This window comes from Pedobacter nototheniae (genome assembly GCF_004335085.1).
Classification (GTDB): Bacteria; Bacteroidota; Bacteroidia; order Sphingobacteriales; family Sphingobacteriaceae; genus Pedobacter; species Pedobacter nototheniae.
The window spans coordinates 90,864-109,017 of the sequence record NZ_RQRS01000016.1 but is presented as its reverse complement, the minus strand read 5'-3'; the positions used below and the strand labels follow the sequence as shown (position 1 = coordinate 109,017).

The window sequence follows — 18,154 nt, the reverse complement described above, 5'->3', positions numbered from 1 at the left end:
AAGGCGATCTGTAAAATTTACAGGTCGCTTTTTTTTGTGGAGTTCTTTGAGCTATTCACATTTAAACAACATTCGAAGCAAACTAATAACCTTATGTTAATGTAAAATCTAATTTCAATTAACACTAAGAAAACATCTTTGCGCCAAGAAATAATCAGAACTAATTATGATCAAAAATTTACTTACGGCAGTATTGCTACTGTTTTGCATTGTCAATAATCAGGCATTTGCACAAACAACACAAGCCTCTATATCTGGTATTGTTACCGATGAACAAAAGAAACCGATTCCAGGTGTTTCCATTCAAATTAAAAATAATTCTACGGGTTTTACCACCAAAACATCAACCAATGCCCAAGGAGAGTATACTTTAAAAGAACTTCCGCTAGGAGGGCCTTATACTGTTAAAGCCATTTATGTAGGCTTTGGCGAACAAAACAGGAATGGCTACATGCTAAACCTTGGCGATGTTGTTAGGGTAAACATTGCCATGCAAGAAGCTTCGCAAAACTTAGATGCAGTACAGGTTGTGGCATCTGGTTTAAGAAATAAGGTTCAGAATTTTGGCGCTTCAACAGAAATTTCTGCTAAAACCATGAATCAGCTTCCTGTAAACGGACGTAATTTCTCTAACTTAATGGATTTATCTCCATTATCACGCGGAGGAAGTATTGCTGGGCAATTGGGATCATCTACCAACTATACTATTGATGGAATGAATGCAAAAAACCCAACATCGGCAGGGAGTACAACTAGCCGTAGTGGTGCGCCATATTCAATTTCTATCGAGGCGGTAAGAGAGTTTAAAGTGGTAACCAATCAATATGATGTTACTTTAGGCAGAGCCGGTGGCGGTACAGTAACTGCTGTAACAAAATCGGGTACAAACACAATAAGTGGTAGTGCTTTTGTATATGGCAGGGCCGATTGGTTATCATCGCCATACGATATTAGAGGGGTAAAACGCGATAACGATTTCTCTACTTATCAATATGGTTTCACATTAGGCGGTCCGATTATTAAAGATAAATTACACTATTTTGTGGGATGGGATCATCAAAGAGATGCACGTCCATTAATTATTGCGGATGTTAAAGGTCCTAAAGATGAAGCTACGTTTAAAATCACAAACAACACATTAGAACAATTTTTAGGCATAGCACGTACAAAATACGGCGTGGCAAATACTCCTCAATACGGAACCTTCGATAAACAACGTGGAACCGACGCGGCATTTGCGCGTTTAGACTGGCAAATTAATGATAAAAATTTATTAACCATTCGCGATAATTACACGAATGACAGAAACCCTTTAGGCTTGGCAGACAATACGGCCATTACTTTTTTTGAAAGTTATGGTACAGATAAAAATGTTGACAACAGCTTATTGGCAACTTTACGTACAACAATTAACAGTAAAATTACTAACGAGTTAAAAGTTCAACATTTATATACTTATCAGGCAAGTACACAAAATAGCGAGCTTGGTGGCCCTATTCCAAGAGCAATTGTATTTAATGTACCTTCTAAAATTTCGACAGGTGTTGATGTAAAAACAGACGTTCAGATAGGTGGACACCGTTTTGGACAGGAAGGTTTTACCAATAACGTACTTCAATTGGTTGATAATTTCTACTACAACACAGATAAAATCAAATATACTTTTGGTTTTGATGTAATGTACACACATGCAAAATCGCTTTATGGTAGTGAAGTAAACGGTCGTTTTGAATATAGAAATGCCGGAGCCATTACCTCTTTACAAAATTTTGATAACCTTGCTCCAACTAAATATTACCGTGAGGTGCCTTTAGTTGCAGATCCAACGGTAAAAGCAGGCATTTGGAATACTGCAATTTACGGTCAAATGCAAACTAAATTAGCCAAAGGTTTAGAATTTATAGGGGGCTTGCGGATGGATTATAGTTCTTATCCAAAATCGCCGCTTAACCAACAATTATTTGATGCAATTGGTGTAAGAACTGATAATGAGCTAAAACAGTTTTTAATTCAACCAAGAATCCAGTTTAACTGGGATGTTAATGAAAACAGAACTGATTTTGTTCGTTTTGGAGCAGGAATATTTGGCTCAGACATTAACAACTACATGACCATTAATAACCTAACATTTGATGGTAAGCACTTTGCAACTGTAGATGTGGTTACAAATGTACCTGTACCTAATTTTATTGGTTATAGAAATGGAACAGCTTCTGCGCCTACATTACCTGCACAACAATTACCAACTATTAATACCTACGCACCTGATGCGAAAGTACCTGTGGTTTACAAAGCCAACTTATCTTATAGCAAATTAATTACCGATAAATTTAAAGTGGGTATTACTGGTTATGCTACTTTGGGCCGTAATAACTATATGTATGTAGATAGAAACATGGTTGCAAATCCATATTTTACTTTGGCAAATGAGGCAAATCGTGGTGTTTATGTTCCATCAGTAGACCCATCTAACGGATCAGCAGATTGGAAGGCCGGTCGTTTAACAACCCAATTTGGCCGTGTGTTAGAAATGAATAGTAAAGGTAAGGTAAACCAGTTTGCGGTTGTTTTAGATGCCACATGGAATTACTTTAAAGACGGGCAAATTTCGGCAAGTTATACCTGGAATGATACTAAAGATAACACATCTTACAATGGTAACGTAGCCAACACGGCAACGCTTTCTTTACCAGTAAAAGATGACCCAAGAGATTTAAGTAAAATGTCTTATTCAGATGGTCAGTTCCGCAGCAAGGTTGTTATTTATGGAACATTGCCAACTTTTTATGGCGTAACTGTTGGCGTACGTTATTCGGGCATCGGTGGTACACGCTATAGCTTACTTGCAGGTGGAAACATCAATGGTGATTTTGTTCCCACAAATGATTTAGCTTTTGTTTTTGACAGAAATAATCCAAGTGTGCCACAAGCCATTCGTACCAACTTGCAAGCATTATTAGATAATCCGGCAGCAAGCCAAAGCTTAAAAGATTATATTAACAAATACTCTGGTCAAATTGCCGAGCGTAACGGTGGTATAAATAGTTTCTTCGGCGTTGTTGATTTAAGGGTTTCAAAGAAATTTAAAATCTATAAATCTCATAACATCGAAGTTTCGGGAGATATTTTCAACTTTGGTAACTTATTAAATAAAAAATGGGGCGTAACAGAAACTTTAGGTACTCAGGCATTATATGCAGTTACCGGTTTCGATAATACAGCCAAAGCATACAATTATAGCGTTAATAATACTGGCGTTGTAAATCCATCTGGCAATCCTTACCAATTCCAAATTGGTTTACGTTACGGCTTTTAATCTAAATAATATGCGCTAAGTATCTTAGCGTAAAGTCATAAAAAAAGGGAATGGATTTATATCCGTTCCCTTTTTTTATGTTTGTATTTCAAACAACAAAACAACAATGAATTTATTATTAAACTACCTGAAGAAACACAAGTGGATTGTGGCCTTGGCGCTCCTTCTTGCAGGCATAAATATTGGTTTTTCTTTAATGGACCCTTACTTTACCGGGCGAATTTTAGATTTATACATCAACAAAAAATCATCTTTCAGCAGCAAAAGTGCTTATATATGGGGCGCTTTGGGCTTTATTGGTTTGGCAATTGGCGCTGCAATGGTATCAAGAATTGCTAAAAACTTTCAGGATTATTTTACCAGCGTTATTGTACAAAAGGTTGGTGCAAAAATGTATGCCGATGGTTTGCAGCACTCTTTAAAATTACCTTATCAGGTTTTTGAAGATCAACGCAGTGGCGAAACACTGGGTATTTTACAAAAGGTACGGTTGGATTCTGAAAAGTTTATTACCTCATTTATCAGTGTGCTTTTTGTAAGTTTAATCGGGATGGTTTTCGTAATCGTATATTCCGTTTCTATTAGCTACAAAGTAACTTTAGTTTATTTCGCTGCCATTCCAATTATCAGTTTTGTTAGCTGGTTTTTGAGCCGTAAAATTAAAACCATTCAGCGCTCTATTGTAGGTGAAACTACAGCCCTTGCAGGTTCAACTACAGAATCATTAAGAAACATTGAGCTGGTAAAAAGTTTAGGGCTAGCCGAGCAGGAAATTGAAAGGTTAAATAAAACCACCTACAAAATTTTAGGCTTAGAGCTTAAAAAAGTTAAGTATGTGCGTAGCATGAGTTTTGTGCAAGGTACTACTGTAAATTTGGTTAGAAGTACCATGATTGTGGTTTTGCTTTTATTAATTTTTGATGATACCATCTCTGCAGGTCAGTATTTCTCTTTCCTATTTTATTCATTCTTCTTATTCGGACCGCTACAAGAACTAGGTAATGTAATCCTTTCGTGGCGTGAGGCTGAAGTATCATTGGGCAATTTCAAAAAGATTTTAAGTACACCTATTGATAAAAAACCCGATAACCCAATTTCCATTAAAAAGATTAATGATTTAACTTTTAATGAAGTAAGCTTTAAACATCAAACAGCCAATAGAAATGCCTTGGAGCAAATTTCCTTTAAAACCCACAACGGACAAACCATTGCTTTTGTGGGGCCATCGGGATCAGGTAAAACCACATTGGTTAAACTTTTGGTTGGTTTATATCAGCCTAAAGAAGGACAAATTTTATACAACGGGGCATCAAGTGCAGATATTGATTTAGATGCTTTACGTGAGAAAATTGGTTTTGTAACTCAGGATACGCAATTATTTTCGGGTACAATTAGAGAGAATTTACTCTTTGTAAACCCCAATGCCACTGATGAAGAATGTTATAAAGTTTTAAATCAGGCAGCTTGTCAAACTTTATTAGCCCGTGCAGATAAAGGTTTGGATTCGTTAATTGGAGAAGGTGGTGTAAAAGTTTCTGGTGGAGAAAAGCAACGTTTATCAATTGCCCGTGCTTTGTTGAGACAGCCAGATATTTTAGTATTTGATGAGGCTACTTCTTCTTTAGATTCGATTACTGAAGAGGAAATTACCAAAACCATCAGATCAGTTTCTGATTTAACTGATCACATTACCATTTTAATTGCGCATAGATTATCGACTATTAAACATGCCGATAGAATTTACGTTTTAGAAAAAGGACATATTATTGAGCAAGGTAAACACGAAGAATTAATTGCACAAAATGGTTTATATCAAGCCATGTGGCGCCAACAAATTGGCGAAAGAATTGTTGAAGCTTAGGAATAACCGTAGCCTAAATTAATTTAATATGTTATTACAAAGCAACATCAATAGTAATCAGGTAGCTCTATTTATCATTATACCAGCCATTTTATGGCTTATATTAATCCTAATTGCTTTATATCACATCTCCAGAAACAGCTCTATGAGCTTTGGCGTTAAGGTACTGTGGTTTATCATTATTATGCTGGCTCCGTTTTTAGGGTCTATCATTTATTTAATGTGGGGCAAAAACAAACAATTTTAATTTTCAGATCAAACCTTAGGCCTTTACCGCCGAGGTTTGATCATTAATATCCTGCAAACTTAGCTTTGTTAAAGATTTTGTTTTTAACCAGGTTATCCCGGCAATGGCAATCGTCATACTTCCACCAAAAACTACAGCTGGTACAAGGTGCATCAGCTTTGCTGTTAAGCCAGATTCAAATTCGCCAATCTCGTTAGAAGAACCAATAAACATACTGTTTACAGCCGATACCCTACCTCGCATTTCATCGGGCGTGAGCAACTGCATAATGGTTGAACGGATAATTACGCTTACACTATCAAAAGATCCCTCGAGAAATAAGAAAAATAACGTTAAATAAAAGTTTTTAGATAGCCCGTAACATATAATACTTAAGCCAAAGCCTGTTACTGCAATTAATAAATTTCTCCAAGGTTTATTCATTGGCGAAAAGCGAGTCATAGCCAACATTGTAATTACAGCACCAGACGATGCAGCACCTCTCATAATCCCTAAACCCATCGATCCCATATGAAAAACATCTTTAGCAAACATTGGCAGTAAAGCTACAGCGCCACCAAAAAACACAGAGAATAAATCAAGGCTCATAGCCCAAACCATCATTTTAGTTTTAAACACGAAGCGAATCCCTTCACTTAAACTATTAAATATGTTTTGCGTAGGCACGAAGGTAGCTGGGTGCTTTTTAAAGGTAAAAATGCAGCTCAGCGAAATAGAAATTAGTACAACAATTACAATGTATGCGGCTGTAATACCCCATAACCAGTTTACCAAGCCACCAATTAGTGGCCCTATAATAGTTGCGAGCTGCCAACTGCTACTATTCCATGTGGTTGAGTTTGGATATAGCTCTTTAGGTACAATTTTAGCCATTAAAGAGAATGTAGCAGGACCGAAAAAGCCTCGGGCAATGCCGATACAAAATACCAGCCCATACATAATCCAAACAATTAAATCCTCTTTTAAATGCAGGTATTTACTGGTAATTAATAACATTAAAACTGAACACAATAATACGCCAGAAAATATTTTAATCAGCAGACTGCGCTTTTCACTTTTATCGGCAATGTAACCACCGTAAAGTGCTATACCTATTGCTGGAATGGCTTCACACAAACCAACCAAACCGAGTTTAAGGGCGTCATGCGTTAAATCATAGATGTGATAACCAATAACAACAGCTTGCATTTGATAGGCCAGCGTAAAGAAAAAACGCATCCCTAAAAAAGACCTAAATTCGGGAAAGCGTAAAGCCGCATAAGGATCGGGCTTAGTAACAATGGGGTTGGGTTCTGAATCTGCCACTTGAAAGAATTTGAATTACAAAACTACGCTTTGAAAATTAAATCCTTCAATCAAATTTATGCGTTGGTAAATCGTTACGTGTAAATGATATTAAGAAATTTCAGATAATTTGACAAATCCCATTAATAAAACTTATAACATTTGTTGGCATAACTAGAACCTCTGTTATTATTGCTGTTACTACCTCTTCCTGGAAAGTCTGTTTCAAACATAAAAGCGCCTTCCGTTGTGCCTGCTGTATTGGTATAATTTAATTTAGAAGTTGTAGCATCGTGGCTAATTCCAAAACGCATCCGGCTATTCCTATCTGACCTTTTAAAAAGATCAAAAATTAAGGAAAGTACCATTGCATCCTGTTGTTTTCCATCTCCACGATACCATAACCCAATATTTACACTTCTATTTTTATACTGCATACCTGCGCTAAAAGAATTTATTTTTGCTTGATTGTAGATTACAATTGAGGGAATAAAAGCTGAATCGTCATTTCTGTCATAACCTCTTGCTTTAATCATATAGCTTAAATGTCCGCCATAGCGTATAGGTAATTTAGAAGTACTCCCTGTAAAAGATTCATCAGGTTTATTAAGATGTTGAGCAGAAAAACCACCCATAAAATTACCACTCACAAGGTTTATACCAGCACCCGAATCAAAGAAATACTTGTTATTATAAATTGGCGGCGAGGCTGATGTTACACCGCCTGGAATTATTCCTCCGCTATTAATTTGATCGGGAAATAAAAGTTTATCGTAATCAATTCTTCGATTAGTAACTCCTGCCTGTACTCCGAAGGATAAAGTATTTTCATCAAACTCAATACTATAAGAATATACTCCGGCATAATTAGTTTTTGAAAGATAAGCCGTTCCTTCGGTCGATCTATTCATGATTAAACCAAAACCACCACCAAAATTAGGCACCTGATAATCTATAGAGAAAGAGTAATTATTTAGTGCGCCTTGTACTTTAGTCCATTGACTGCGATAAATAAGATTTACACGTAAATCGCCTTCAAATTGTCCGTTGAGTGCTGGGTTTAAATAACCCGGGGCGTTAAAAAACTGAGAATATATCAAATCCTGCGCATCAACAGTTTTTGCAAATGCAATAATCAAGATCATTAATAGTACTCTTTTCATTTTTATGTATTTAAGTTTAAGCTGAAGCCTTCTACTTGTTATTTTTTTAATTTTTACAGGTTTAATTAATCCAATGTTTCCCATTCTTAATAAACTTTAAATAAATCAAGACGGATACTATCAGTTCATTACCTAATTAGGTGTACAACTCCGGTTTTACTGGCAGTTTTTCCTTCGTATTTCATTCCTTTCCATTGCGTACCATTAATAAATTTCGCATCAGCACTCCAATAATAAGCACCTTGTGGCGCAGGTTGGCCATTCATTGTACCATCCCAAAATTCGATGGGCACTCCATCAGCATCAACCTTATCAGTTTCCCAAATTAGCTGGCCCCACTTATTAAATATTTTTAAAGTGTAAGTAGAAATACCACTTGCTGTAATTTTAAAAACCTTTAAATCTGGTTTAGCATTAGCTGGCTCAAAAGCATTTGGCAGATATAAATAACCAGGCACGCCAATAATATCAACTTGGTCGGTAAAGACATTGCTACACCCCGCTTTATTGGTAATAGTAAGCTTAATATTATAGGTACCCACATCGGCATAAGTATGCTCTACACTTGCTTTATCACTGGTTTTGCCATCGCCAAATTCCCATTTATAAGTAACTATATCGGCATCTGTTTTAGTCGAAAAGTTAAAACCATATTCCGGCACCTTAATGGTCTTAGATGGAGACACTACAATTTGGGCCAAAGGCGGAGCAAATACCTGAACATAGTTAAGCATTACAGCTTCATCGCTACAATCAAAATCACCTTTAGCTACCAGCCTTACTGTAAATGGCGAACCGGCAAAGGTATAAGTATGTACAGGATTTTTCTCCGCAGAGAAAGTTCCATCGCCAAAATCCCATAGGTAAGCTGATGAATTGATGGAAAGGTTTTGGAAACTCACCGTTAACTGGTTGCAACCACTGGTTGCACTAGATAAAAACGCGGCTTTAGGTGCATCGGCAACTTTAATGTTATGGGTATATGCGCTTGCACAAAAACCGTTCGATGCTGTTAGTTTAAGCTCGTACAAACCAGCTCTGCCATAGGTATGCGCCGGATTATTGCCGGTGTAAGGTGGAGTTCCATCGCCATAATCCCAAGTATAAGTACTCGCCCCTATTGATTTGTTATTTACCTTTAATTCCAAAATACCATTGCAACTTACATCTTGAACAACTTCAAACAAAGCATTTGGATTAGGGTAAGTACTTATCTGCTTGGTTACTGTACTTGTTGTACAACCCCATTGGTTATTCGCAACCAATTTAATGTCGTAACTTCTATCAGGATCATTCAGCACTATGTTTGATGGGACTCGATCTCGTGATACTAAAACACCATCTAAATACCATTCAAATTGATCGGCAAAGAGTGAAGTATTTATAATTTGAGGTGCAAACGGTGTACAACCTTTTACAGTGTTAAAAGTAAAGGCAGCTTGGGGCAAAGGATTAAATTGTACACTGTGCTCTACAAATGTTGTACAACCTACAACGTTTGTAGCTTCGAGTTTAATTTTATAAACATAAGGAAGCAATACAGATGCAGGCGTATTAAAAACATGGGTAAAATCTTTTGATGATGAAGTGAATACATCATTTACATACCATTTATAGGTAACTGCATCAGTACCACTATAACTTGTTGCATTTTGGAATAAAATAGTAGCTGTTGGCCCACAAATCAAATTAGCTGGATAGGTAAATTCTGCCTTTGGTGTTTCTGTTACTTTTACAATTTGTGTAGCAATTGCCACGCAACTTTGCAAGCTATAGGCTTTTGCAGTAACTATGTAAGTTCCTGGGGTATTATATGTATGACTTGCCGTATATCCAGTAATGATGTTATCGGTGCCCCCCGGATCGCCAAAATCCCATTCTACATTTGCAGCATTTGCCGGTGTGCTGGTTACAGTTAATTTAAAAGGTCCGCAGTTTAAGTTTCCAGCATTGGAATTGAAAGAAGCAACAGGTGCAGGAATAATTTGCACCACTTTAGTTATAGTACCTGTACAGGTGCTACCATCAGGATAAGTTTTGGTTACCTTAAGAACAACAGTTTTATTTCCTGCAGTTGTGTAAGTATGTGTAGGATTAATATCGCTACTACTTGTTCCATCACCAAAATCCCATAGGGCAGTAAATTGCTGATCAGATGTATTTGTAAACTGCACATCCGCACTAACGCAATACTGTAATTTATCTACCGTAAAACCAGCAGTTATTGAAGGGTAAATGGTAATAGTTTGTGTGCTAATTACGGTAGAACATCCGTTGCTTGCCGTTAGCTTTATGGTATAATCCCCAGCAATTAAAAAGGCATGGGTTAGCGGCTCATTTAAAGCATGTGTTTGCTGTATTGGTGAGCCATCGCCAAAATCCCAAGTATATAAATTTGCCCCTGTTGATTGATTAAGGTTTGTAAAATCAATAGTGAAAGGCGCACAACCATAACGTTGGTTCCCTTGTAAAACCAACTTGGAAAAAACACTTTGAGGTTGTACCACAATAATATAATCTATTGATGCCACCTCACCGCAATCGTTTTTGGTTTTTATTTTAAGTGTAAAGTTTTTAGGCAAAGCCGACTCATTGTCGTACGTATGATTGATGTCTCGCTCATCGGTATACACTTCTACTGGAGATCCATCACCATAATCTACAGTATAAGTGTTGGCAAAGGTTTTTGAGTTGAGGTTTTTAATATTAACCACAAAAGGTGCACATCCGTTTTGATTAAAAGGGCCAAATAGAGCCGTTGGCGAAGGATTAACCCTTACTACTACATTATAATTTGTACCGCTGGTACAACCCCCAATACTTAACTGGTAAACGTAAGTTACATCAATTGGGTTAACGGTGGTATTAATTAATGTTTCAGCAATGCGCCCCGCAGCATCTATTCCCGCCCCACTTGCAGCAGGATTACTAATTCCGGTAACCGCAGCCCTTGCCCAGCTAAATGTTACACCCAATGTGGAACTGGAAGGAGTATAGGTAAACAGGGTGTTGCTGCAAATGGCCTGCGGATTGGCATTGCCAGTAAATATAGGTTTGGGATTTACATTAATTTCGTAAGTACTCACAATACCTTCGCATCCATTTGCTTCAGGTATAATAACATATTTAACAACGCCTTTTGCATTGCCAGAATTTATAATGGTTTGAGCTGGAATATTTCCTGTACCTGTGGTCGCAAATCCGCTAAGATCTGTTGAAGTAGTAGAAGCCGTCCATTTGTAGGTTGTGGCGGCAACGTTAGTAGTTAATATAACTGGAGAAGAACTGCTGCCCGAACAAACTTCTTGTATTAAAGGTGTATTTGTAATTTTGGCAACAGGGTTAACCGTAATTTTGTATAAGAATACACTTCCTGCACAAGCATTTGCATCATTAGTGCTAGCAGTGGCACTGTATACAATAGTTAGCGGTGTATTGCTGCTATTAATTAAGGTTTGAGCAGGAATGATAGTTGTACCGTTTAGCATAGAAACTCCGCTAATACCTGCCGGAACCATAGCTGTCCAATTAATATTTGCACCTATAGTTGTTGATGATAGGTTAACCTGAGCAACATTAGCTCCAGAACAAATTGTGGCATCTGCACTTGAAAACTGAATTTTTGGTGAAGGATTAACTGTAACAATAATCTGAACTCCACTTCCTGTACAAATACTTGATCCATTTGTAAATTTAGGTGTAACGGTATAAGTAATGGTTTGCGCAACAGCTGAGGTGTTAGTTAAGCTTTGATCGATAAGTGTTCCAGAACCATTTGTTGCCCCAGAGACATTCGCATTTAGACTTACAGTCCAGCTAAAAACTGTTCCGGTAACGTTGGATGAGAAACCGATGTTTGGCTTTGTAGCCGAACAAATTGTTTTACTTAAATCTGTTGGCGTAACAATAGGCGTAGGATTTACGGTTATCTTATATACAAAATTAGAACCTGGGCATTGTGCTGTTCCGGGTGTTGTAGCAACAGCCGTGTAGGTTACGGTAAGCGGTACATTTGTAGAATTTATCAACGTTTGAGCAGGAATCTTATCTGTTCCTGAAAGAATAATACCTGTTATCCCTGCTACGGGTTGCGCTATCCACGCAAAATTTACGCCTGCTGTTGTGCTGCTTAAACTAATATCTGCGCTTGCAGTATTATTACAAATAATTTGGTCGGCACCTGAAAACGTAACGTTAGGCGCTGGGTTTATAGTAATTTTATAGGTAAGTGGTGTGCCGGTGCAGTTTTTTCCGTTGTATATATATTGCGGTGTTACGGTAACTGTTGCGGTTATTGGAGTGGCACTATTGTTTACAGCCGTAAATGCGGGTATCTGTGTGCCGCTTCCAGCACTTAAACCTATAGCAGGTAATGCTGTCCAGCTATAGGAAATAGTACTACCAACAAAAGCATCAGCATCATTTGTTAAAGTAATTGCATTTACCATGCTTCCGGTACAGGTAGTTATATCCACTATCGGATTTATATTTATAGTTGGTAATACCGTAATTTTAAAATTAATGGCTGTACCCACGCATGTTTTGCCCCCTGCCGTATAAGTCGGCGTTACCGTAATATTGGCTTCTATAGGAGTTTTAGAAGTATTTTGAGTGGTAAATGATGGTAAATTCCCTGTTCCTGATGCAGCTAAGCCTATGCTTATATTGTCATTTACCCAGGTATATGTAATATTTGGACTTGGCACTGTACTTTGAAAAGTAACTGTGCCCTGCGCTGTATTATTGCATTGTATTATGTTTTGAACAGCTACCAATACCGGAATCGGATTTACGGTTATCGTAACCACTGATGAGGGCATTGAGCATGGTCCGCTAAATACATTTCGCCTGTAATAGGTGGTTTGTGTCAAGCTTGGAGGTTGGTAATCCGGATTGGTTTCTCCAGCAATAATGGTGAAACCAGTCGAAGCTGAACTAGTTGATTTTTCCCAGGTGTAAGTGGGTGCTCCAACTGGAACCTGACCAATTAATTTATTAGGCTGCGAGCCACTGCAAATCGTTTGATCTGCCGTAATATTATAGTCAGTTAATGCATCCTGAACAGAGATTTTAACGGTGTTGGAAATCGAACTGCATGAACCACTTTTTACAATCCGCCTATAATAAATATCGGTTGTTAAAGTACCCGGTTGGTATGTAGGTGTGCTCGCAACAGCAGTAGCATTCCAATTTGTTCCATCTGCTGATGTTTGCCATTCATAACTATACGTTCCTGACCCACCGCCACCACTTAATGTTGCGCCTTGTAACAGTGAAGGTGTACTATTTTTACAAATGTTTTGATCTGCCGAGATTACATTATTGGCTATTAAAGGATTTACCTTAACGATAATCGTTTCGTAAGGACTTTCGCAACCATCAACTGTTTGGGTTACATAATATGTTGTTGTACCACTTATTAACGTTGAAGGTGTAGGCGCAGTAGGTGATGATACTGATAGTGGCAATGAAGTATACCATTTTAAATCAGTACCTGTAGCAAGCAATACAGAAGCTGTTTCGCCAACGCAATATATGTAGCTAGTAGTTTCTGTAGGTTTTGCTGGTTGCGGTTTTATTATAATAATGGTAGGAGTTGAGTTTGCATCACCACAGGTTCCACTTTTTACCACAGCCCTATAACTTGTAGTTGCGGTAATTGCAGGATAATGAAAAGTACTTAACCCAGCGCTTGCTGCTATATCCGTCCAAGTGGTTCCATTTAAAGATGACTGCCATTTTAATACTGCTCCAACTTGTCCACTCAAAGTAATATCACCTGGCGCAGCGGTGCCACAAAAACTTTGAGTTCCTGCGGTGGTTCCGCCAACACTAAGGGGAGAAACGGTGACTAAAACATTGTCTGATGTTCCCAAACAAGGAGAAATGCCATTGATAGTCCATTTAAATTCATAAACCTCGCCTGCCTGAAGCCCAGAAACGATCGCATTGTATTTAGTATCGTTATCAAAAGTTACCCCAGTTTGTGCGCTAACCTGTGTCCATTTTCCCGCAAAAGAACTTCCAGGATTATTTCCTGCTAATGTTGCAGAAGTAACATTACATAGGTTTTGATCTGTATTTGCATTGGCGGGTGGGGCTGATGGATTAACAGTAATGGTAAACGTTTTTGGAACACCAACACATCCATTAAGTGTTGGCGTAACTGTAATGGTTGCCGTAATTACAGTTAAAGTGGTATTTAATACATTAAAAGATGGAATGCTTGAGCCGTTTCCGCTACCAGCTAAACCAATTGCTATATTGTTATTCGTCCACGCGTATGTTACTGAACTATTTGCAGGGGTGGTACTAAAATTAATTATTCCCGTTGCTTCTCCTGTACATTTTATAAGATTAGAAATATTATCTATTGCAGGGCTTTCTGTAACATTGATTGCTTTAGTAACTGTTGTTGTTCCACACTCATTTGTTACTTCTAAAGTTATGGTATATGGCCCAGGTATAGGATAAATGACGTTAGTGGGGTTAGCTATTGTTGAACTTGCAGTGGTTGAACCAGGAAATTTCCAAAGGTAAGTGGGGGCATTTTCAGAGCCACAATTAGTAAGCGTTGAAGAAACATTAAAAGCTTTTCCTGCACAAACAGATACAGGCGCAACAATTGTAGCTGCTGGCAATGTTCTTATAGTTATAGTTTTAGAAACCTTAGCAGATACACAACCATTATCCGAATTGCTTGTTACTAAACTTAATGTATAAACCCCAGGGTTAATAAATTGAAATGATGGAGTTGCACTTGTTAATGATCCACTTACAATACTATAGTTTGAAGTACCATTTGTACAACCAGTCAAATTAGCATATGTAACAGCCCACTGGTAAATATTATTACCGCAAACAGGTTGATTTGAATTGTTAGTTGTTTGAACATTTACAGGACCGCAACCTTCAGTTTGATCAACGATAAATTTGGCGACAGGTTTTGGATTAACGCAAATTATTTCTGAAAATATATCAGGACCACAAGCCGCTCCTGTTGGGCTATTTGTGCCAATTTTTAAGGATACTTTGTATTGCCCAGAAGCTTGAAAATTGATCCTTAAAGTTTGCGATCCATTCAACCAACTTGATGGATCATCAATTAGATTAAAATCATTTCCCAAAACTCCTGTTGAAATACTAAAACCATTTGCTGGTGTAGAACCTATCGCTTGAATTGACCATACTAAATTACCACTTGTACAACCAGACGGCATTGCTATATTCCCAATACTTGTATTAGTAAAAGTTAGAATTGTATTTTCACAAGTTGTTTTATTTGGAGAAACATTAAATGAAGCCTTGGGTTTATCAGAAACATAAATACCTCCTGTTGATCCTGGGGTAGTTCCGCAAGGATTAGAAGCTGTTATAGATGCCGTGAATGAATTGTTAAGCTCTCCACAAGAGCTTTTCAAAAATGTATGTTTGACAAATTTATCTATTAAAGGATGATAGAGAATAACAGGTGTTGACCCATCACTAAAAGTTACTGTATATTTTGTGCCAATTGGATTAGAATCAGTTGCTGTAATCGGAAAAGTTACTTCTTCTTGTGTACAAATAGAGGTATTACCAGGATTACTTATACCTACCCCAGGATTAGTTCCTACAAATACAAAATACTTAATTGAATTTATGCATCCATTTAAACCCGTTACCGTGTAAGTTAATGTATTGATCCCTATTTGATAGATATGGGTGATGGATGTAAATGTATTAGAAACATAATCAGGAGAACCATCGCCCCATTCAATTTTATATGAAGCATTATTTGTTGTAGATAAATTTGTAAAATTAAAAGATGAGTTATTGTTTGAACAAACTTTAAAATATGGTAATCCTTCGTAAATTGTTTTACCAGAACCCCCTAAATTAGCATCAGGTAGCTGCTTCGTTGTAACATTTAAATCAAATGCGTTTACGCAACCATTTGTATTCCTTACAGTAAGTTTAACTATAAAAGTCTGAAGTCCATTTCCGGGGGTTCCAACAAAAACATGCTTTGGATTTGCATCTGTAGATTTATTTGCATTTAAGCCTGAGCTAGGATCGCCAAAATCCCATTCGTAGCTAACTGCATCAGGCGCAATACTTGTAAAAGAAATCTCTTCATCGCTACAATTATTTCCTGTAGCATTTGATGTAAATGAAACTGTGGGAAGCGGATTTACAGTAATCGTAACTGGATTACTTTCGTTACCATTTGCTTTTACGGTATAAGTTCCAGTGGCAACTACATTTAATTTATTATTTGTTTTTCCGCTAATTGAGATGCCATCCTTAAACCATTCGTAAGGACCACTTTCTGTAGTACTTAAGTTAACCGAAGCACCTACACAAAAGCTTGTTGGGCCATCAGTTGTAAGATCAAATGTATCATGATAATTTACTGCTAAGGCGTAACGGTTTACAGGATTTGCATTGCCAAAATGATTAAAAAAAAGACACAGAAAAAAAAATAGAATGAAGCGTTTATTCATTGATTGAGAGGCTTGGTCAAAAGTAATCATATTTTCTTAATTAAAAATTCAGGGTTACCGTAAACAAACGACTACAAATGACAAGTACTAATAAATATCATCAAATAACCCTGCTCAAACTTTTGCATGTAAGTTTGAGCAGGGTGCTTTCGGGCTTAAATGCATCAGCGACTAATGGCAATGTGATGTAAGTAATTTTCATTGGAAAACTAGTGTCTCAAAAAACTCAGTAAAAGGAAGTAGTTCCTATCACTGAGTTTGGCAAAAGTTTATACTGTTTAGTCAACTCCAAAATGGAGCTGGTTTATTTATTATTAAGGTTTAATTTCTTGTTTGTTTATCCTGCCGGGAAATCGTTCGGCTAAATCGGCGACAACAGGCTTGGCATTGGGTTGGTTAGCTTTGGCAGCTTGCTTAGCATTATCATAAACACTTAATGCGCCGGTGTAGGCCTCGCTTCCACATAACATAGTGGTATCATCAACAGTGCTCAATAATTTATTAACCGCAGCGTATAAATTGGTTAATTGATCGTATGCCTGTACATCTTTCTTCCATTCGCCCAAATCCATGTAGCTAGGTACTAGCTTTGCATCGTTATTGGCGTACTCTACCGCTTTATTAACAAAGGCCAATGTTTTATCGCCTAGTTTGGGTAATGTTCTGCGTTGCTCAACAGTTAAGGATATAAGATAGGGTTTTAAAATAGATTGTAGCTGCTCTACATGTTGTAAAACTGATTGGTACTCTTCATCAGGAATTTCGATTGAAATTTTGTTTTCGGCCATAGTTGTTAGTGGTTTTTTATATGTTGGTTTTTAAATTTTATATAAGCAAAATGTATTGTTCTATTTTAAGAGGCATTTTTCCCTATCAAAGAGGGAATGTTTCCTATCTAAGAGGGAATGTTCCCTCTCAAAGAGGCATTGTCCCCTGTTTAAGAGGCATTGTTCCCTATCTAAGAGGGAATGTTTCCTATCAAAAAGGCATTGTCCCCTGTTTAAGAGGCATTGTTCCCTATCTAAGAGGGAATGTTTCCTATCAAAAAGGCATTGTCCCCTGTTTAAGAGGCATTGTTCCCTATCTAAGAGGGAATGTTCCCTGTTTAAGAGGCACTATTTTGTTTTGGGATGGGTGGTATAAGATGAGGTTACTCTTAGCAAATAGGTTGAGATAATTTATGTATAATAAATAACCTATGTTTATATTATAAATATGACATTTATATTTCTTTTTATTCTACACTTTTAAACTAATTACCTCTCACAACTATGGTATATTGCATTTAAATGACAAATGACAAGTTTAATTACACATTATAGCTAGGGAGAACTCTTAAAATCAGAGCTGTTGAAATATTTCATAGGAACTTTTGCTTAGCAATACGCTTATCCTCCCAACAAGTCCAAACCACTGTTTCTTCCATAAAGCTCTTAATCGGCATGGTCAATTATTCGGGAGGCACAAGCAAAGCCCACCCACTGCCTTAAACAGAAAAATTGCGAGCCGACAACTTTGCTTCTTTGGTTGACCAAAGAAGAGAAGCCCCCGCGGCAGCGGAAATAGATTTGTCTTGCCAGACGGGCGTCGTACCTTTTTCTTAACAAAAAGGTACCCAAAAGTCAAGGCTGGCATCCTTTCTTGAATAGCAACATTATAATTCTGACTACAGTAATATGAGGCTTAGCCCAACACAATCCCAACCCTCGCTGCATATTCCTTTGATTATTCGGATAATGAAAGTAAGTGTAAGAATTATAATGAGCTATTCTGCGAAATGCTGCTATGCCTGGGCGT

General features: G+C 37.4%; 7 protein-coding genes. 3 read left to right on the top strand and 4 right to left on the bottom strand.

Going from position 1 to position 18,154, the window contains the following annotated elements; all coding sequences use genetic code 11:
• Positions 1–166: 166 nt before the first annotated feature.
• From EHC72_RS14805 to EHC72_RS23210, 3 genes are all read left to right on the top strand, one after another.
• Positions 167–3,316 (top strand): TonB-dependent receptor, encoded by a 3,150-nt coding sequence (locus EHC72_RS14805; RefSeq protein WP_131538495.1) that lies wholly within the window; start codon positions 167–169, stop codon positions 3,314–3,316.
• 106 nt (positions 3,317–3,422) lie between these two features.
• On the top strand, positions 3,423–5,177 hold the full coding sequence (locus EHC72_RS14800; protein ID WP_131538494.1) for an ABC transporter ATP-binding protein: 1,755 nt from the start codon (positions 3,423–3,425) through the stop codon (positions 5,175–5,177).
• A gap of 28 nt (positions 5,178–5,205) precedes the next feature.
• Positions 5,206–5,424: a PLDc N-terminal domain-containing protein gene (locus tag EHC72_RS23210; protein ID WP_131538493.1), complete on the top strand. Its 219-nt coding sequence runs from the start codon at positions 5,206–5,208 to the stop codon at positions 5,422–5,424.
• A gap of 15 nt (positions 5,425–5,439) precedes the next feature.
• Here EHC72_RS23210 and EHC72_RS14790 read toward each other — a convergent pair whose 3' ends face one another.
• The 4 genes from EHC72_RS14790 to EHC72_RS14775 all read right to left on the bottom strand — a co-directional run bounded on the left by EHC72_RS14790 (position 5,440) and on the right by EHC72_RS14775 (position 17,145).
• On the bottom strand, positions 5,440–6,729 hold the full coding sequence (locus EHC72_RS14790; RefSeq protein ID WP_131538492.1) for an MFS transporter: 1,290 nt from the start codon (positions 6,727–6,729) through the stop codon (positions 5,440–5,442).
• Positions 6,730–6,851: 122 nt separating this feature from the next.
• Positions 6,852–7,871 (bottom strand): PorP/SprF family type IX secretion system membrane protein, encoded by a 1,020-nt coding sequence (locus tag EHC72_RS14785; protein WP_131538491.1) that lies wholly within the window; start codon positions 7,869–7,871, stop codon positions 6,852–6,854.
• Between the two features lie 128 nt (positions 7,872–7,999).
• A complete protein-coding gene (locus EHC72_RS14780; RefSeq protein ID WP_131538490.1) occupies positions 8,000–16,387 on the bottom strand; it encodes a PKD domain-containing protein in 8,388 nt (2,795 codons plus the stop codon).
• A gap of 284 nt (positions 16,388–16,671) precedes the next feature.
• Positions 16,672–17,145: a hypothetical protein gene (locus EHC72_RS14775; protein WP_131538489.1), complete on the bottom strand. Its 474-nt coding sequence runs from the start codon at positions 17,143–17,145 to the stop codon at positions 16,672–16,674.
• Positions 17,146–18,154: the final 1,009 nt, after the last annotated feature.